We start from the raw sequence: 17919 nt of genomic DNA, 5'->3' as shown, positions 1-17919 counted from the left end.
TTTTCTTAAATACGGTAACTTACTATTCCAAATAGCACACTCATCTGAATTCAACCAGTAAGCCAGCCAATGCAGTGGGTAGCACCACCACACAGTGATGACCACTTATGTTCTAGCGACTGAATTAACGGCATAACTGTTCGTTAAGTTTTGCACTTTATAGTGACGCTACTATTACGTTATCGAGTGTACTGTCTTGCCTATCTCAACTACACCAAAACGCAATGGCACGGGTGTTAAACGCATCTTTCGCGCCTCTATAAATGCAGTGTCGGGTATAAAAGCTTGCTGGGTAAATGAATCTGCCTTTAGACAAGAGGTGATGCTCTGTCTCATTCTCTACCCTTTTATATTTTTTGTTAATGCCACTTCTGTAGAAAAAGCGTTGTTGTTTTCTTCACTCACCCTTGTAGTGATAGTGGAACTCATTAACTCCGCCATAGAAAACACGATTGACCGTATCGGACTAGAAAATAACGAACTTAGCGGGCGTGCTAAAGACATGGGAGCTGCCGCCGTCATGATGACCATTTTTATGATGATGGGTGTATGGCTATGCGTACTGATCAACTAAATGTTATCAAACCAGTAGCATGCGCATGGATTTTGTTTCTAATCGTCATGTCGGTTTTTAGTGCTTTAAATATAGACTTCACGATAACTGATTTTATCTATCGCCTTCAGGGTAATGCTTGGGCATGGAAAGATATCTATCTTACCCAAGATATCCTTCATAAAGGCGGTAAATGGCTAAGCTTGGCTATGGGGTTAGCCACACTCCTACTATTGATACTAAGCACCACGGTTACTTGTCTTAAAGCGTATCGCACGCCACTTTTTTATCTTTTTCCCACAACGCTTCTTTCAGCGTTACTTGTAGCAACTATTAAACACCTGGTGAGCATGGAATGCCCTTGGGATTTAGTTCGCTATGGTGGAGCACGTGACTTTATTGGCTTGTTCAACATGCGGCCTTCCTCAATGCCAGCGTCCGCCTGCTTTCCCGCCGGGCATGCCAGCGCAGGATATACGTGGATAGCCTGCTACTTCTTTTTTGCCGCCATACGGCCCCAATGGCGATGGGCAGGGCTCGCACTGGGTTTAGGGCTTGGCCTTACGTTTGGAATCACTCAACAGTTTCGCGGGGCGCACTTTCTCTCCCATGACCTCTGGACCGTCATGATTTGTTGGACCGTAAGTTTTGTTCTTTCAAGATTTTTATTACGCCCAAGCGTTCATTAATCTTTTCATACAGAGATCCTTTCGATGTCCTCTTTGCTATCATTGCCTTCAAAAACCTTTGACACCGTTTGGCATTATCGTCCCGCATTAAGCACGGAGCAGCTTGTCTTATGGGCCGTTGTCATCTTCAGTGTTTTTTACAATGTCCCTTTTTGGCAACAAGCCTTTGCTGGCTATGACCCTTTTGCCGCCAAAACGTGGCTAACCTTTGTCAATATGTTTTTGGTGATGACCTGTCTTAACTATTTGGTCTTCGTTAGCCTTGCTTTTCGAATGCTGGTAAAACCCTTATTAATCTTGCTGTTTCTAATTGCCGCCTTCGTTAGTTACTTTACCAGTTACTACGGCACCTATTTTGATACCTCCATGCTAGAAAATGTGCTTCAAACGGACACTAACGAAGCACAGGAACTGCTCACAGTTGGTTTGCTGATTCATTTGGCGATCTTTTTTGGTTTGCCTACTGTCATGATTTGGCGAGTTAAAGTAACACCTTCAACCTGGAAGAAAGCAATATTACGTCGCTCGGCTTATTGTCTTGCCAGCACTGCTATATTGCTGTTGGCGATCTTCTTATCTTATCAAGAGTTGTCGTCACTCATGCGCAACAATAAAGAGCTTCGCTACTTGGTGACCCCTGGTAATTATATTGTTTCGATGGCGCAGGCTCTTTCCAGCCAACACGCTACCGCGAATACGGTGCGTTCTCCTGTGGGGGAGGACGCCCGTATCAGTTCGCAAGTGGGCGACAAACCTACACTACTCGTCATTGTGGTGGGCGAAACGGTACGGGCGTCGAACTGGGGGTTAAATGGTTATGAACGCCAAACCACACCTAAGCTTGCCCAGCAGCCTGACGTTATCAATTTTTCAGATGTTTCCTCATGTGGTACAAGCACAGCAGTCTCATTACCCTGCATGTTTTCATTACCGGGACGTGCCGATTACGCTAAATCTTATGCACAGCAACATGAATCGTTGCTGGACGTATTAGCCCACGCCGGTTTAGAGGTCACCTGGCTTGATAACCAGTCAGGCTGTAAAGGCGTCTGCGAGGGAGTGACGACAAAAGCGCTTGCGCCAGAGGACTATGCGTCTTTGTGTCAAGATGGGCGATGCTTGGATGAGGCACTGGTTCAAGCTTTAACCACGCAAATTAGCGGTACCTCAGCTGATCAGGTGGTCGTGCTGCACCAGCTAGGCAACCATGGCCCCAGCTATTACCAACGCTACCCTGATGACTACGAACGTTTTGTTCCCGCTTGTACTACCGCTGATTTATCCAAGTGCTCAAGAGATGCCATTACCAACAGCTACGACAATGCCATTCTATATACCGACACTGTGTTGGATCAGGTGATTGAGACGCTAAAGCATCAGGATGAATACGCAACAGCAATGGTCTATCTCTCTGATCATGGTGAGTCACTGGGCGAAAAAGGGCTTTATTTGCACGGTATTCCCTACGCCATTGCCCCTGACGAACAGACGCATGTGCCTATGGTTTGGTGGCTGTCCAGCTCATTTTCACAGCAGCAAGGGCTTGATACGGACTGCCTACGACAAATCTCTGATCAAGCCGCCTCGCACGATAACTTATTTCACAGCGTACTGGGTTTGCTTGACATAGCAACGGACGTTTACCAGCAGGCAGAAGATATTAGCCAACTGTGCCAGAGCCGCACCAATTAATGAATGTTTAAGTGATCGTTAAGTATTACATGGCAAGCTGTTTTTCACTCCGCTCAACTATTCTGGTGTATGCACATGGTTTTATCGCATCTATTGGACTCTAACCAAGGTTTTTGGAGACGGCTTCTACCCAAGAAAATGGCAACAGCGGAGGGCTTGGTAGACGGTGGCAATACATCTATTAATTCTGCTAAATGGCTTTCCTTTAGAGCTAGCGTTGTTTTAATTACTTTGCTAGCGACACTACTGTGGTTAATGGGAATAGAAAAAATCGAGACCACCATTGCCATATTCAGTGTAACGTCGAACGGTATATCTCAGTTAATTAGACGCTATTATTATGTAAATGTATTGAAAATTGTTGGAAATGATTTAATAGATGCTCTCGGTGCATTAGGAGCTGCTGGGGTTGGAACAGTAATAATTTTATATTTATTGGGTTAGCACGATTAATATGCGTGATGATGCCAAAAAATACCGCATCAACCCCTTCGATTTAACCAAGGTCTGGTCCCATAAAGATTACCCATCAATCGACGTTGGTAAGCTGTCGCCCGGCCGCAATCTATAGCGGCGTTTTACGCCTAGCGCGCCCAAGTCGCTAGGCGACGTATTAACATGTAAGCCGAATTAGGTCGCGGGTTGTAGTGCTTCCTGGGTCTCTGTTTTGGGTTCGCGAACTAAGCTAAGCGCTTCATCGAAAAGCCGCAGGCCCGCGTCCTCTTTGTGCGCGTGCTCAGACAGGTGGCGACGGAAGCGTCTGCCACCGGGACAGCCCTGAAATAACCCCAGCAAATGGCGGGTTATGTGATTCAGCTTGGCCCCTTCATCTAACCGCTGCTGAATATACGGGCGAAATGCGTTAGCCGCTTCCAAGCGCGTGCGCGCTGGCCCCACTTCACCAAACAGCTGCTCATCGACCCCGGCGAGTAGCCACGGGTTCTGATACGCCTCGCGGCCCACCATCACACTGTCTACGTGCTCAAGCTGGGCTTTGCACTCGGCAAGGGTTTTAATCCCCCCATTAATGCCAATATGCAGCTCTGGGTGGCTCTGTTTCAGACGATACACGCGGGGGTAGTTAAGGGGCGGTACATCCCGGTTTTGCTTAGGCGACAAACCCTGCAGCCATGCCTTGCGCGCATGAATGGTAAAGACGTCGCAACCGACATTCGCTACGATCTCAATAAATCGCGCCAAGTCAGCATCTTCATCCTGATCGTCAATCCCGATACGGCACTTCACCGTGACCGGAATCGACACTGCCGCCTGCATAGCTTTCACCGCCTCTGCCACTTTTTCAGGGTAGCCCATCAAGCAAGCGCCAATCATATTGTTCTGCACTCGGTCGCTGGGGCAGCCGACATTCAGATTGACCTCGTCGTACCCCCACGCCTCGGCAATGGCTGCACACTCGGCCAGCTCTCCCGCATCGCTGCCACCCAGTTGCAACGCTATCGGATGCTCAACATCGCTATAGCCTAAAAAGCGCTCACGGGGCGTTCCATGCAAAATGGCACCAGTGGTCACCATCTCGGTGTACAGCAATGTCCGCTTGGTTAACGTGCGTGCAAACGCGCGGTAATCGCGGGTTGTCCAATCCATCATGGGGGCCACAGAAAACAGACGAGCAGCGTCTGCTGGGCTTGCTTTAGTCATATCAATCACTTGCATCATTCGATGCGGTATAAGCCAGTCGTGGTTGCTTAACAGCGGGGGAGTCATTGGCGAGCGATTGTACGCAAAAAGCGGGTTTGAGTACAAAGTAGGCGCTGCTTAATTGTGAAGGTAGAGGCCGGCAAAGGTGGAAGATGTCGCTTGTTCAAAGTCCGGCGCGTAGGTATTGAATCTACAAAACGAAATTAGTTTCGTTTGTCAATGAAATAACCCCTGTGAGCCCTGCAGCACTTTGCTTCTTTTGCGGTCTAATTCAATGTGATGAGGGCTAGGCAGTGGTAAGCTGATATTTCGTTGTTGAGGAGTCTCTATGCATAAGACACTAGGTGGTATCAGTTTAGTGTTGGTGATCGTGCTGCTGCTGGCTGGCTGTGGCGGTCAGGAGGAGGAGTCACCCTCAGATCCGCCTGAGTCGGTCGTTGAAATGCCTAGCCCACAGCAAAGCGCTGAACCACAAGAGGTGGTCGATCCTCTCGTTGTAGCCATTTCGGCTAGGGCCTCTCTGCGCTCTGATCGTCGTTTAATGGTAGAAGGCGAAACCAACCTGCCGGATGGCGCTCTTATTCAGGTAACTATTGAGCGTGAGATAAGCCGAGTGCGTTGGCAGGAGCGTACCAGTGTTTTACAAGGGCGGTTTAATGCTGGCCCCTTTGGTTCTGGCAGTGGCTTACCGGATGGACGATATATTGTGCAGGTCCAGCTTTCAGTAGCATCTGTGCAGCCAGAAGTTGTTCAGGCGCGCATTGGAAGTGAAGGGGAGCACTTGGCTGGCGAGCTGGTTAGTCAAACTCGCCATGGATTAGGGCAGGTTGCCACCTACTCGCGCAGTTTCTTAGTGGGCAGTGAACCAAGACGTACGCGCGACCAGGTGGACGTAGTTGAAGAAATGTAGGACGTGGGGGAGATAAAAATGCTTTAGGCAGGAGACCAGTGTGCTAGCAGTACCGCATGTATGGTGGTGTCACTGGGCGCTTTAGCAAAATGCTCAATAACATAACCTTGTTCTTGCTGGATCAGATAATGACCAGCTTTGTGAAACACATGGGTAGGGCCTAATAGCACTAAGTCGCCTGCTGACACCGGTGAGAAATCCGTTTCTTGGCCGGGAGTTGCCATTATGCAGGGAGCTTTCCAGTCAATCTTTAGCGGCAGATGATGCGGCACCGTCATCATAGTTGCCTGAACCTGTTCCCAGGGGAGGGGGCCAGTATGTGTCAGGGTCAACAGAGGGGCGGCGCTGTCACCTTCTAGCAGGGTTGCCAAAGAGCAATCAAGGGCATCAGCGAGCGCAACAAGGCGTTCGTGGCCGATTTGTTTGATCGCACCGGATTCCCAGTAAGAAATGGTGACATCTGATACGCCTACTTTACGTGCGAGGGCAGCTTTGTTGAGCTTGGCCCGAAGCCGCAGTTGCTTTATACGTGAGCCTAGCGATTCCATTTCATTTTCCTATCGATGAGCTAAACAAGCTCGTTGAGTGTACTTCCACCCTATTCGGCGGCGCTCTGTGCATACTAAAAATCGCGAGGCGCTCTCAAGTATGGACACGAATCATAGGGGCTGCGCCATACTAAGCGATTGTGCTTTAACGCGCATCTTCCTATCAGTGAGCTTCCAACTTTTGATCAGACGCTTTTAAGTCAAACTCGTTCCCTGCAAGGTACTGCTGGTTGCCGTAAGGGTGCGTATAATGGCGAGACGCTTTATTGCCAAAAGGACATTTTGATGACCGTTCGTACTCGTATCGCGCCTTCTCCAACGGGTGATCCGCATGTAGGTACTGCCTATATCGCGCTGTTTAATCTCTGTTTTGCGCGCCAGCACGGTGGCCAGTTCATTCTGCGCATTGAAGACACCGATCGGGTTCGGTCTACCGCTGAATCAGAACAGATGATTTTAGATTCGTTACGTTGGCTGGGGCTGGAGTGGGATGAGGGCCCTGATGTGGGCGGCCCTCACGGCCCGTATCGGCAAAGCGAGCGTGGTGATATCTACGCTCAGTACGCCCAGCAGCTTATGGATGCGGGGCATGCCTTTAAGTGTTACCGCACCAGTGAAGAGTTGGATGAACTGCGGGAAGCTCGCAAAGCGGCTGGTATGCACTTGGCTTTGAAGCCCGTTGATTTAGCGTTGGCTGCGGATGAGCAGGCTCGTCGTGAACAGGAAGGTTGGCCTTATGTCGTTCGTATGAAGGTGCCGAGTACCGGCGTTTGTGTGGTGAACGATATGTTGCGCGGCACAATCGAAGTTGAATGGGCGCAAGTTGATGCGCAAATTCTGCTGAAGTCAGATGGCATGCCTACCTATCATCTGGCAAACGTGGTTGATGATCACCTAATGAACATTACCCATGTACTGCGCGGTGAAGAGTGGATTAATTCAGCGCCTAAGCATCAGTTACTTTATGAATACTTCGGCTGGGAAATGCCGCAGCTGTGCCATATGCCGCTGCTGCGCAATCCCGATAAGTCCAAGCTATCTAAGCGCAAAAATCCGACGTCGATTAACTATTATCGTCGTATGGGATTCTTGCCTCAGGCCGTCACTAATTACTTAGGCCGTATGGGTTGGTCGATGCCTGACGAACGCGAGAAGTTTAGCCTGTCAGATATGATGGCTGAGTTTGATATTCAGCGAGTATCGTTAGGTGGGCCAGTGTTTGATTTGGAAAAACTGACCTGGTTGAACGGCGTTTATATTCGTGAAGACTTAGATGACGACGCGCTACTTCAGGCGCTTCGGGAATGGGCATTCAATGAAGAGTACGTGAAGCAAATACTTCCTCAGGTGCGTCCACGTGTGGAAACCCTTTCCCAAGTAATCCCGCTGGCGGGGCACTTCTTCTCTGGGTTGCCTGCGCTAACGGAAAACGACTTTGCTAGCGTGAAGCTTGAGAAAGAAGAGCTGGTTAAGCTGCTGCAGTTCTTGGTGTGGCGTTTTGAAGCCGTGCCTGCATGGACGAAAGAGGTGCTCTTAGCTGAGGTTAAAGTGCTTGCTGAGCATTTCGATATTAAGATGAAGGCTTTCCTAGCCCCTGTCTTTATTGCCATTACTGGCAGTGCGTCGAGTACCTCTGTAATGGATGCCATGGCAATCTTAGGTTCTGACGTGACGCGAGCACGGCTACGTAATGCCATTGAAGTACTAGGCGGTGTTTCTAAGAAGCAAGCCAAACGCTTTGAAAAGGAGTTTCGTGATCTCTAATGCCTAGTTGATGTTTAGGGCTCGGCACTAGCGGGCTTTCCAGAGGTGCCTGTGATACGGGTGCTTGAAAAGGGTGCTTGAAAGGCTTGACGAAGGCGGGCGTAATCAGTAACATACGCTCCGTCTTCGAGACATGTGGGGCCTTAGCTCAGCTGGGAGAGCGCAACACTGGCAGTGTTGAGGTCAGCGGTTCGATCCCGCTAGGCTCCACCAATATTGAAAACTCTGGTTGTCAATTTTCAATTCAAAGTTTTCAATATAGTGTCTCAAGGCCGTATTTATTTAGGTTAATAACGTCCCATTCGTCTAGTGGTCTAGGACACCGCCCTTTCACGGCGGTAACAGGGGTTCGAACCCCCTATGGGACGCCATCTCCTACTTCCCCGAAATTTATTTGCAGATTTATTGTCGGCAAACATTTCTCAAAATACGCATTTTAATTAAAGACAATGAGGTAACTCATCTGTCGGTTTTTGCGTTCCCGTTATTATAGCTGCTGGCTGAAATCATTCTCATTTCAATCGTTTTTGGACGATTTTGTGCTTGACTTGTCCACTTTTGCAAGTTTGCGGAAGGGGTTGTGCACAACCCTGAGCTGTTGTTTCAAAAAATCAGTGATTTAGCATTATTCCTTTTAAATCAATAAGTTATATTAGGTTAAAAAATGATCAATTTAAGGCTGGGTCACTGTTCATGGCGATTGTGGGACGTTTTGTAGTGGTTGTGAACAGGGTTATCCACAGATAGTGTGGAAAACCCTTTTCAAGATTGAGACGCTTAAAAGTCAAGCATTATTCTGGCTTTTGGAGGCGTTTCAAAAGCGACGAAGTGTCCCAGCGTCCTCCATCCATGCGTTGCACATCAGCATAAAATTGGTCAACAAGGGCGGTGACGGGTAGCGTGGCGCTCAGTCGACGAGCTTGCTCTAAACAAATCCCTAAATCTTTGCGCATCCAGTCCACTGCAAATCCATGATTGTACTCATTGGCAATCATCGTTTTGTGGCGGTTTTCCATCTGCCATGAGCCAGCAGCACCCTTGGATACCACATCAATTACCTGTTGTTGATCCAGTCCTGCTTGTTCAGCAAAGTGAAGGCCTTCGGCAAGACCTTGCACTAAGCCAGCAATACAGATCTGGTTAACCATTTTAGTAAGCTGGCCACTGCTAGCGCTGCCCATCAGTGTGACGGCACGAGCGTAGTGATTAAGGATAGGGTGGACAGCGTCAAAGTGTGTCTGTTCACCACCACACATAATCGTTAGTGCGCCATTTTCAGCCCCTTGCTGCCCGCCGGAGACGGGGGCGTCTAAAAAGGCTACGCCTTGCTCGCGGCAGGTGGTGTCTAGTTCCAGAGCGAGGTCAGCAGAAGCAGTCGTGTGGTCGATGAGATAGGTGCCGGCTGTCATGCTGCTCAGCACGCCATCGGTGCCGATAGTTACTTGCCTGACGTCGTCGTCATTGCCTACGCATATCAAAACAAGGTCAGCGCCGTCAGCGGCTTCTTTGGGGGTGGCATGTGCGGTGCCGCCATACTCGTTTGCCCAGGTATCTGCTTTACTGCTTGTGCGGTTGTAAACACGCGTTGTAAGGCCTTGTTTGGCAAGATGGCCTGCCATGGGGTAGCCCATAACGCCCAGGCCAATAAAAGCAACAGTAGTGATGGTTCGCATAGAGCACCTTGTGGGTGTGTGATGAGTATTAGGGGGGGCTGGAATGTTATGTGTAAAGTAATAAAGAAAAGAGAATTTACGACAAGCAAAAGGCCACCCGTGGGTGGCCTTTTATTATCCTAGTCACGCTACGTTGTTACCGTGGCGTTATTTTTTAGGATAGTCGCGCATATCGTGGCCGATATACAGCTGACGTGGGCGGCCAATTTTGTAGCTTTCGCTGAGCATTTCATGCCAGTGAGAGATCCAGCCAATGGTGCGAGATACCGCGAAAATAACGGTAAACATATTGGTCGGTATGCCCATGGCTTTGAGAATGATGCCAGAGTAGAAGTCGACGTTTGGATACAGCTTACGCTCAATGAAGTACTCATCTTCAAGGGCGATTTGCTCTAGGCGCTTGGCGATTTTGAGCTGCGGGTCGTCAGCTAAGCCAAGCTCGGCAAGGACTTCATCACAGGTCTCTTTCATTACTTTGGCGCGCGGGTCAAAGTTGCGATATACGCGGTGACCAAAGCCCATCAGCTTGAAGGGGTCGTCTTTATCTTTTGCTTTGTCGACAAACCTCTGAATGTTTTCTTCAGAGTCGTCGCCAATTTCATCAAGCATATTCAGTACGGCTTCGTTGGCACCGCCGTGTGCTGGGCCCCAAAGTGCCGCAATACCGGCGCTGATACAGGCAAAGGGATTGGCGCCGGTTGAGCCTGCTAAGCGTACTGTAGAGGTCGAGGCGTTTTGCTCATGATCCGCGTGTAACATAAAGATGCGGTCCATGGCTTTCGCGTACACTGGGTTGATTTTGTACTCTTCGCACGGATTGCTGAACATCATGTAGAGGAAGTTTTCTGCATAGCTCAGGTCGTTGCGGGGGTAGTTGAACGGCTGGCCAACATTATATTTGTGCGACATTGCGGCCAGGGTCGGCATTTTTGCAATGAGGCGAATAGCGCTGATCACGCGATCTTCTTCTTGGGTAATGTCCATGTGGTCATGGTAGAAGGCGGCTAGGCCGCCAACGACGCCACAAAGAATAGACATTGGGTGCGCATCGCGGCGAAACCCTTTGAAGAAATTGTTGATTTGGTCGTGCACCATGGTGTGGTTACGAATGCGCGACTCGAAATCTGCATACTGTTCATCGTTAGGCAGTTCACCGAATAGTAGGGTGTAGCATACCTCGACAAAATTAGACTCTTTGGCCAGTTGGTCGATAGGGTAGCCGCGGTGAAGCAGCACGCCCTTGCCGCCATCAATATAAGTGATAGCGGACTGGCAGGAAGAGGTGGCCATGAAGCCGGGATCGTAGGTAAACAGGCCTTCAGCACCTAAGCCGCGTACGTCGATGACGTCGGGGCCAAGTGTGCCGGAATACATGGGTAGTTCGATCGATTTTTCTAGACCGTCTACCGTCAATGTCGCTTTCCTGTCAGCCATGCTGGCCTCCTTTCGAATTCGGTTTGGGACGTAATGTCGTTGTTTCGCATACCGCGCCGGCGAAAAGGCTCGCCTACTATAGAAGTGTGCGACATTTTGTCAATTAGCCTAAGCGCTAGGTATCCTTGTACAGCTGTTGTTGTGTTGGATAATCTTTGTATATGATAAGCGTGGAGTTCGTGGTAGAGGCGTCAGGGGGTTGACGACACGTTAACGGACTTATCAAACCATCAATCTCCTGTCACTATAACCATGCTGCAACGCAAAATCGACTCAGGTTGACCTCATTTTTCTTGCACCATAGTCGAGTTAAGCTTGAGTTCGGTTTGTCAGCAGGGGCGAAGGTTCTTATAATCCACGGCGCGCGACCGGCAGGTAGGAGGTCGTGCTCGACTTGGCAACGGCCGAGCCCCTTCCAGCAACCACTGCCCGCTCGGGCCATGCCCGACCTGTCGCAGAGCGGGCCAAGAGAGTGTGTATAACGCCGTGAATAGCAAACGACCCGTAAACTTAGACCTTACTACGATACATTTCCCACTACCGGCGCTAACGTCGATTACACACCGTATTACGGGTGTCATCCTCTTCGTTGGCCTGATTTTCGCTTTTTGGGCGCTGGGTAAATCACTATCGTCTCCGGCTGGCTTTGATGCCGTCAGCAACGCATTGGCCAATAACTTTTTCGCCAAGTTCATTGCCTGGGGATTGTTATCCGCATTGGCATTCCATTTTGTAGCAGGTATCAAACACCTGTTGATGGATGCGGATATCGGCGTGACCCTAGAAGGTGGCGTGAAAAAAGCACAAATCACTGTTGTCGTCAGTGTCGTTCTGATCATCCTGGCAGGAGTTTGGGTATGGTAACCAACATCACAAGTTTTGGCCGTAGCGGGTTATCCGATTGGCTAATGCAGCGCGTTTCAGCGGTAATCTTGGCTGTATATACCGTCTTTATCGTCGCCTACCTGCTGCTCAATCCTAATCTGGATTACTACGCTTGGAGTGGACTGTTCGATCAAACTTGGATGCGTATTTTCTCGCTGCTCGCATTTGTCTCCATTGCAGCGCACGCCTGGATCGGTTTGTGGACGGTCACCACCGATTATCTCAAGTCCACTCGCCTGCGCGTGGGTGCCCAGACTCTGATTATTCTGGCCATCTTCGTATATCTGGTGTGGGGCATTCAAATTCTGTGGGGAGCTTGATACATGTCTAACCTTCGTAGCCTGACATTTGACGCCATTATCATCGGTGGCGGTGGCTCTGGCTTGCGTGCTGCTTTAGAACTTGCCAAATCTGGCAAAAAGACAGCCGTACTGTCCAAAGTGTTCCCGACACGCTCTCACACGGTTTCTGCCCAGGGTGGTATTACTTGCGCCATCGCATCGTCAGATCCGAACGATGACTGGCGCTGGCACATGTACGACACTGTTAAAGGCGGCGACTACATTGCCGACCAAGACGCAGCTGAGTACATGTGTTCAGAAGGCCCGAAAGCGGTGTTTGAACTTGAGCACATGGGGCTGCCGTTCTCGCGCTTTGATAATGGCCGTATTTATCAGCGTCCGTTTGGTGGCCAGTCGAAAAACTTCGGCGAAGGCGGTCAGGCGGCACGTACCTGCGCAGCCGCTGACCGTACTGGCCACGCACTGCTTCACACGCTCTACCAAAACAACCTCAAGAACAACACCACGTTCTTGAATGAGTGGTACGCGGTAGATCTGGTGAAAAACAGCAACGGTGATGTGGTTGGTTGTATCGCCATGTGCATCGAAACTGGCGAAGTTGTCCACGTTAAATCGAAAGCCACTGTTCTGGCCACGGGTGGTGCAGGTCGTATCTACGCCTCTACTACTAATGCCTTGATCAATACTGGCGATGGTATCGGCATGGCGTTACGTGCTGGCTTCCCGATGCAGGACATGGAAATGTGGCAGTTCCACCCGACCGGTATTTATGGTGCGGGTACGCTGGTCACTGAAGGTTGCCGTGGTGAGGGTGGTTACCTGATCAATAAAGATGGCGAACGCTTCATGGAACGTTATGCGCCGAACGCCAAAGACTTGGCAGGCCGTGACGTTGTTGCACGCTCAATGGTCATGGAAATTCTGGAAGGTCGTGGTTGTGGCGAGAAGGGCGATCACGTCTTCTTGAAGCTTGATCACCTGGGTGAAGAAGTTCTTGGTAAGCGCCTGCCGGGTATCGTTGAGCTGTCGAAAACGTTTGCTCACGTTGACCCTGCTAAAGATCCGATTCCTGTCGTGCCTACTTGCCACTACATGATGGGCGGTATTCCGACCAATATTCATGGTCAGGCAATTACCCAGGACGAAAGCGGCAACGATCATATCGTTAACGGTTTGTTTGCTTGTGGTGAAGCGGCGTGTGTATCGGTTCACGGCGCTAACCGCTTGGGCGGTAATTCGTTGCTGGATCTGGTGGTCTTCGGTCGTGCGGCGGGGATGTTTATTGAAGGCGCGCTGAACGAAGGTATTGATTACCTGGATGCTTCTGAATCTGATATCGAATCAGCGATGAAACGTATTACGCGCTGGAATGAATCGGAAGGTGGCGAGAGCATTCCTGAGCTTAAAGCAGAGCTCCAAGACATCATGCAGACCTCTTTCGGTGTATTCCGTGAAGAGAAGAATATGCAGGAAGGTGTCAAGAAACTGGCGGATCTGCGCAGCCGAATTGCCAATGCGCACCTGCCTGACAAGTCCAATGCGTTCAACACGGCGCGTGTTGAAGCTTTAGAACTTGATAACCTAATGGAAGTGGCAGAAGCAACGGCGATTGCTGCCCTTGAGCGTAATGAGAGCCGTGGTGCGCACTCGCGCTACGACTATCCTGACCGTGATGATGTCAACTGGCTGAAGCACTCGCTTTACTTCCCGGCCACGAAAGAGCTGAAGAAGCGCGACGTTAACTTCAAGCCGAAAACTGTTGATACATTCGAGCCTAAGGTTCGCACCTACTAATCTCTGCACTGACGAGAGGGAGTCACCATGTCTAACCTTCAGGTATCCGTATACCGCTACAATCCGGAAACCGACTCCGCGCCCTATATGCAGGAGTTCCAGGTCGATACTAAAGGCCGCGATCTGATGGTGCTGGATGTTCTGCATCTGATGAAAGAGCAGGATAGCGGACTTGCGTTCCGTCGCAGCTGCCGTGAGGGCGTATGCGGTTCCGATGGCATGAACATGAACGGCAAAAACGGCTTGGCATGTATTACGCCGCTGTCAGATGTTGTGAAAGGCAATAAGCTGACCTTGCGCCCGTTGCCGGGTCTGCCGGTTATCCGCGATATGGTTGTGGATATGGGGCTGTTCTATAAGCAGTACGAGCGCATTCAGCCGTACTTGCAGAACGATGAGCCTGCACCAGCGATTGAGCGTCTGCAATCACCAGAAGAGCGCGACAAGCTCGATGGCCTGTATGAGTGTATTCTGTGTGCCTGCTGTTCCACGTCATGCCCATCGTTCTGGTGGAATCCAGACAAGTTTGTCGGTCCGGCTGGTTTGCTTCAGTCTTATCGCTTTCTTGCGGATACACGTGACACGGCTACCCGCGAACGTCTTACCAGCCTGGAAGATCCGTTCTCCGTGTTCCGTTGCCGCGGCATCATGAATTGCGTTGCGGTTTGTCCAAAAGGGCTAAATCCGACCCGTGCAATTGGTAAAATTCGTGAAATGTTGTTGGCTGATGCGACGTAAACGCCTAATCCTATGAAAAAAATGCGATCGCTACGTAAGTTGCTGCACAAAGCCACTTAAATCGTGGCGCTTCGCTTGTTATCATAGGGGCGTTAGGTGGTGCGGCGACACGTCGCACTACCTAGCCAGTCAAGTTTAAAAGCCGGTGCCGCAAGTACCGGCTTTTGAGCATGAACTGATTGAGCACGACTAGATAAAAGAAGCCTTCGTATTAACGTAGTAAGTAGACGAAGGTATAATAGTACGTATGAAATAGAGCGTACTGAAGTGGTACGTAGTGAAAATGTAGTACTTACAGCTAGTATGAATAGGGCTTCCGGCCATCGGTCGGCGCCGCCGGCATATGTCCCGCCCCGCCGGCAGGGCAATAGCGATGTCGTTGCGCGATTGCAGCGATACCGATACCACCCCATCAGTGCAGGGTGACCGAGAGATGCAACAAGGCATAATGGAGTTGATGTGGCGTTCCTCTCACGTTAGTGGTGGCAATGTCCACTACGTGGAAGCGCTTTATGAGCAGTACCTCGCCGATCCTGATTCTGTCTCAGATGAATGGCGCAGCTATTTTGATCAGTTGCCTCGTTCTGAGGGCAGTGCCTCCCACGATGTTCCACTAAGCCCCACTCGTGATCAGTTCTACCAACTGGGTCGTGAAAGTCGCCCAGGCCGGGTAGCCGCCGCCTCCGATAGCGGTGAGAATAAAAAGCAGGTGAAGGTCCTGCAGCTGATTAACGCATACCGCTTTCGTGGTCATCAGAAGGCCAATATCGACCCGCTAGGACTGCGTAATCCCACCCCCGTCCCAGACCTCGATCTGTCATTTCATCAGCTTTCTAAAGCTGATCTTGACACCGAGTTCCAGACCGGTTCGTTTTTTTTAGGTATTGATAAAGCACCGCTGCGTGAGATTGTTGATGCGCTGGAGCAGACCTATTGTCGCTCTATCGGTTGCGAGATCATGCACATTGTCGATACCGAAGAGAAACGTTGGTTGCAACGGCGTTTTGAATCGGTGCGCAGTGCGCCGAAATTCAGCGACGATGTGCGTAAGCATGTGCTTGAGCGCCTTACCGCTGCCGAAGGTTTGGAAAATTACCTAGCGTCTAAATATCCAGGTACCAAACGCTTCGGTCTTGAAGGTGGTGAATCATTTGTTCCGATGATGGACGAGTTGATTCAGCGCTCCGGCGGCTATGGCACTAAAGAAGTTGTTATTGGCATGGCTCACCGTGGCCGTTTGAACCTGTTGGTTAATATTCTGGGGAAAAATCCCGCTGAATTGATCGACGAGTTCGACGGTAAAAAGGTGATTGAGCGTGGTTCTGGTGATGTGAAATATCACCAAGGCTTCAGCTCTAACGTCATGTCGCCTGGTGGCGAAGTTCACTTGGCAATGTCGTTTAACCCGTCGCATTTGGAAATTGTTGCGCCGGTAGTAGAAGGCTCGGTACGCGCACGTCAAGATCGCCGTAATGATGAAGAGGGCAGCAAAGTACTGCCAATCAACGTTCATGGCGATGCAGCGTTTGCTGGTCAGGGCGTGGTCATGGAGACATTCCAGATGTCTCAAACCCGTGCCTACAAAACCGGTGGCACAGTACACATCGTGATTAACAACCAAGTGGGCTTTACGACGTCGAACCCCTTGGATGCGCGCTCCACCGAATACTGTACTGATATTGCTAAGATGGTTCAGGCGCCGATTTTCCATGTTAACGGCGATGATCCAGATGCGGTTATCCATGCGACCCAAGTGGCGTTGGATTACCGTCAACAGTTTAAGAAAGACGTTGTTATTGATCTGGTGTGCTACCGCCGCCGTGGCCACAACGAGGCCGACGAGCCATCGGGCACCCAACCGATGATGTACGCCAAGATTAAAGATCACCCTTCTTCGCGTTCACTCTATGCAAAACGTCTGGTCGAGCAGGGCGTATTGTCAGAAGAAGACGCTAAGGCAATGGTTGAAACCTACCGCGATGATCTTGTGGCGGGCAATCACGTAGCCAATGCCTTGGTGCAAGAGCCTAATACATCACTCTTTGTGGATTGGGCTCCCTACCTAGGGCATGAGTGGACCGGTGATGCAGACACTACCTTCGATATGAAGCGTCTGCAGCAGTTGGCCGCGAGAATGTGCGAGATTCCTGATGGCGTCGAAGTTCAGCGTCAAGTCGCTAAAATCTATGAAGACCGTCGCAAAATGCAGGCGGGCGGCATGGGGCTTAACTGGGGCTTCGCTGAAACGCTAGCGTATGCCACGCTGCTTGATCAGGGGCATCCGATTCGTATTACCGGTCAGGATGTTGGTCGTGGGACGTTCTCTCACCGGCATGCGGTTATCCATAACCAGAAAGATGGTTCTACGTACGTACCGCTGCAGAATATGTCAGACGGTCAACCGCGCTTTACCATTCACGACTCTTTCCTATCGGAAGAGGCTGTGCTGGCGTTTGAGTACGGCTACTCCACGACAGCGCCGGGTGACTTAGTCATTTGGGAAGCCCAGTTTGGTGACTTCTTCAACGGTGCCCAAGTAGTGGTTGACCAGTTTATCTCTTCTGGTGAGACCAAATGGGGACGACTGTGTGGACTGACCATGCTGTTGCCACATGGCTATGAAGGTCAGGGGCCAGAGCACTCCTCCGCGCGGTTAGAGCGCTTCTTGCAGCTGTGCGCTGAGCACAACATGCAGGTGTGTGTGCCGACGACTCCCGCACAGATTTACCATCTGATGCGACGTCAAGTCATTCGTCCGTTGCGTAAGCCGCTGGTGATCATGTCGCCGAAGTCGCTACTGCGCCACAAAGAAGCGGTATCTAGCCTAGAGGATCTTGCTCACGGCAAGTTCTACATGGTGCTACCGGATCAGGCGAATCTTGAAGCAGAAAAGGTGACTCGCGTTATCATGTGTGCCGGTAAGGTGTACTACGACCTAGCCAACTGGCGTGCAGAAAACGAGCGTGATGACACGGCGATTATTCGTCTTGAGCAACTCTACCCCTTCCCGAAAGAAGAACTTTTGGAAGTGCTCCAGGCGTATGCCAATGTGGAAGACATCGTGTGGTGCCAGGAAGAGCCGCTAAACCAGGGCGCTTGGTACTCAAGTCAGCACCACATGCGCGCCGTCGCCGATATGCTGAAAGATGGCCTCGGACGTGATTTGAAATTTGCAGGACGTCCTGCCTCTGCCGCACCGGCAGCGGGCTATATGTCCGTCCACACTGAACAGCAGCGCCAGCTGGTGGAAGACGCTTTTAACCTATAAGCGCCCACCG

15 protein-coding genes, 2 tRNA genes and 1 pseudogene are annotated in these 17919 nt (G+C 50.5%); 14 read left to right on the top strand and 4 right to left on the bottom strand.

Going from position 1 to position 17919, the window contains the following annotated elements; all coding sequences use genetic code 11:
- The first annotated feature begins 196 nt into the window (after positions 1 to 196).
- From JFC11_RS00440 to JFC11_RS00420, 5 genes and pseudogenes are all read left to right on the top strand, one after another.
- On the top strand, positions 197 to 574 hold the full coding sequence (locus JFC11_RS00440) for a diacylglycerol kinase (RefSeq protein ID WP_232482728.1): 378 nt from the start codon (positions 197 to 199) through the stop codon (positions 572 to 574).
- A complete protein-coding gene (locus JFC11_RS00435; RefSeq protein ID WP_198348456.1) occupies positions 556 to 1242 on the top strand; it encodes a phosphatase PAP2 family protein in 687 nt (228 codons plus the stop codon). The genes JFC11_RS00440 and JFC11_RS00435 overlap by 19 nt, the downstream gene beginning before the upstream one ends.
- A gap of 24 nt (positions 1243 to 1266) precedes the next feature.
- Positions 1267 to 2934, top strand: coding sequence for a phosphoethanolamine transferase (locus tag JFC11_RS00430; protein ID WP_198348455.1), 1668 nt, complete (start codon positions 1267 to 1269; stop codon positions 2932 to 2934).
- Between the two features lie 75 nt (positions 2935 to 3009).
- The gene (locus tag JFC11_RS00425) at positions 3010 to 3378 is read left to right on the top strand and encodes a hypothetical protein (RefSeq protein WP_038482390.1); all 369 of its coding nucleotides are present in this window, start codon (positions 3010 to 3012) and stop codon (positions 3376 to 3378) included.
- A 16-nt stretch (positions 3379 to 3394) separates the two neighbouring features.
- A pseudogene (locus JFC11_RS00420) lies at positions 3395 to 3499 on the top strand (catalase); the annotation flags it as partial.
- A gap of 65 nt (positions 3500 to 3564) precedes the next feature.
- Here the strand turns inward: JFC11_RS00420 and dusA are convergent.
- Complete coding sequence (gene dusA / locus JFC11_RS00415) at positions 3565 to 4593, bottom strand: tRNA dihydrouridine(20/20a) synthase DusA (RefSeq protein WP_198348453.1); 1029 nt, start codon at positions 4591 to 4593, stop codon at positions 3565 to 3567.
- Positions 4594 to 4921: 328 nt separating this feature from the next.
- Here dusA and JFC11_RS00410 point away from each other — a divergent pair, with 328 nt between their 5' ends.
- The gene (locus JFC11_RS00410; RefSeq protein WP_198348452.1) at positions 4922 to 5503 is read left to right on the top strand and encodes a hypothetical protein; all 582 of its coding nucleotides are present in this window, start codon (positions 4922 to 4924) and stop codon (positions 5501 to 5503) included.
- Positions 5504 to 5526: 23 nt separating this feature from the next.
- Here the strand turns inward: JFC11_RS00410 and JFC11_RS00405 are convergent, their stop codons facing one another.
- Positions 5527 to 6051: a helix-turn-helix domain-containing protein gene (locus JFC11_RS00405; RefSeq protein ID WP_038482396.1), complete on the bottom strand. Its 525-nt coding sequence runs from the start codon at positions 6049 to 6051 to the stop codon at positions 5527 to 5529.
- A 285-nt stretch (positions 6052 to 6336) separates the two neighbouring features.
- Between JFC11_RS00405 and gltX the strand changes: the two genes are divergently transcribed.
- From gltX to JFC11_RS00390, 3 genes are all read left to right on the top strand, one after another.
- Complete coding sequence (gene gltX / locus JFC11_RS00400; RefSeq protein ID WP_038482400.1) at positions 6337 to 7815, top strand: glutamate--tRNA ligase; 1479 nt, start codon at positions 6337 to 6339, stop codon at positions 7813 to 7815.
- Positions 7816 to 7952: 137 nt separating this feature from the next.
- A tRNA-Ala gene (locus JFC11_RS00395) sits at positions 7953 to 8028 on the top strand.
- Between the two features lie 82 nt (positions 8029 to 8110).
- Positions 8111 to 8186, top strand: a tRNA-Glu gene (locus JFC11_RS00390).
- Positions 8187 to 8606: 420 nt separating this feature from the next.
- Here JFC11_RS00390 and JFC11_RS00385 read toward each other — a convergent pair.
- Together JFC11_RS00385 and gltA are read right to left on the bottom strand one after the other, a co-directional pair.
- A complete protein-coding gene (locus JFC11_RS00385) occupies positions 8607 to 9488 on the bottom strand; it encodes an NAD(P)-dependent oxidoreductase (protein ID WP_038482403.1) in 882 nt (293 codons plus the stop codon).
- A 147-nt stretch (positions 9489 to 9635) separates the two neighbouring features.
- Positions 9636 to 10922: a citrate synthase gene (gltA, locus tag JFC11_RS00380; protein WP_083002030.1), complete on the bottom strand. Its 1287-nt coding sequence runs from the start codon at positions 10920 to 10922 to the stop codon at positions 9636 to 9638.
- A 486-nt stretch (positions 10923 to 11408) separates the two neighbouring features.
- Here gltA and sdhC point away from each other — a divergent pair, with 486 nt between their 5' ends.
- The 5 genes from sdhC (at position 11409) to JFC11_RS00355 (ending at position 17909) form a co-directional block, all read left to right on the top strand.
- Complete coding sequence (gene sdhC / locus JFC11_RS00375) at positions 11409 to 11786, top strand: succinate dehydrogenase, cytochrome b556 subunit (RefSeq protein WP_171880175.1); 378 nt, start codon at positions 11409 to 11411, stop codon at positions 11784 to 11786.
- Positions 11780 to 12127: a succinate dehydrogenase, hydrophobic membrane anchor protein gene (gene sdhD / locus JFC11_RS00370; RefSeq protein WP_038482412.1), complete on the top strand. Its 348-nt coding sequence runs from the start codon at positions 11780 to 11782 to the stop codon at positions 12125 to 12127. Before sdhC ends, sdhD begins: the two co-directional genes overlap by 7 nt.
- A gap of 3 nt (positions 12128 to 12130) precedes the next feature.
- Positions 12131 to 13903, top strand: coding sequence for a succinate dehydrogenase flavoprotein subunit (sdhA, locus tag JFC11_RS00365; RefSeq protein ID WP_009722512.1), 1773 nt, complete (start codon positions 12131 to 12133; stop codon positions 13901 to 13903).
- A 27-nt stretch (positions 13904 to 13930) separates the two neighbouring features.
- Positions 13931 to 14641: a succinate dehydrogenase iron-sulfur subunit gene (locus JFC11_RS00360; protein ID WP_009722513.1), complete on the top strand. Its 711-nt coding sequence runs from the start codon at positions 13931 to 13933 to the stop codon at positions 14639 to 14641.
- Positions 14642 to 15074: 433 nt separating this feature from the next.
- On the top strand, positions 15075 to 17909 hold the full coding sequence (locus tag JFC11_RS00355; protein ID WP_038486567.1) for a 2-oxoglutarate dehydrogenase E1 component: 2835 nt from the start codon (positions 15075 to 15077) through the stop codon (positions 17907 to 17909).
- Positions 17910 to 17919: the final 10 nt, after the last annotated feature.

Origin of the sequence: Vreelandella alkaliphila (assembly GCF_016107625.1) — a bacterium.
Classification (GTDB): Bacteria; Pseudomonadota; Gammaproteobacteria; order Pseudomonadales; family Halomonadaceae; genus Vreelandella; species Vreelandella alkaliphila.
The sequence above is the reverse complement of the archived record's forward strand: the minus strand, read 5'-3'. Positions and strand labels throughout refer to the sequence as shown.

Coding starts and splice junctions, on each gene's coding strand:
- JFC11_RS00435 (WP_198348456.1), top strand. CDS start 556: ATGCGTACTGATCAACTAAATGTTATCAAACCAGTAGCATGCGCATGG.
- JFC11_RS00430 (WP_198348455.1), top strand. CDS start 1,267: ATGTCCTCTTTGCTATCATTGCCTTCAAAAACCTTTGACACCGTTTGG.
- JFC11_RS00425 (WP_038482390.1), top strand. CDS start 3,010: ATGGTTTTATCGCATCTATTGGACTCTAACCAAGGTTTTTGGAGACGG.
- dusA (WP_198348453.1), bottom strand. CDS start 4,593: ATGACTAAAGCAAGCCCAGCAGACGCTGCTCGTCTGTTTTCTGTGGCC.
- JFC11_RS00410 (WP_198348452.1), top strand. CDS start 4,922: ATGCATAAGACACTAGGTGGTATCAGTTTAGTGTTGGTGATCGTGCTG.
- JFC11_RS00405 (WP_038482396.1), bottom strand. CDS start 6,051: ATGGAATCGCTAGGCTCACGTATAAAGCAACTGCGGCTTCGGGCCAAG.
- gltX (WP_038482400.1), top strand. CDS start 6,337: ATGACCGTTCGTACTCGTATCGCGCCTTCTCCAACGGGTGATCCGCAT.
- JFC11_RS00385 (WP_038482403.1), bottom strand. CDS start 9,488: ATGCGAACCATCACTACTGTTGCTTTTATTGGCCTGGGCGTTATGGGC.
- gltA (WP_083002030.1), bottom strand. CDS start 10,922: ATGGCTGACAGGAAAGCGACATTGACGGTAGACGGTCTAGAAAAATCG.
- sdhD (WP_038482412.1), top strand. CDS start 11,780: ATGGTAACCAACATCACAAGTTTTGGCCGTAGCGGGTTATCCGATTGG.
- sdhA (WP_009722512.1), top strand. CDS start 12,131: ATGTCTAACCTTCGTAGCCTGACATTTGACGCCATTATCATCGGTGGC.
- JFC11_RS00360 (WP_009722513.1), top strand. CDS start 13,931: ATGTCTAACCTTCAGGTATCCGTATACCGCTACAATCCGGAAACCGAC.
- JFC11_RS00355 (WP_038486567.1), top strand. CDS start 15,075: ATGCAACAAGGCATAATGGAGTTGATGTGGCGTTCCTCTCACGTTAGT.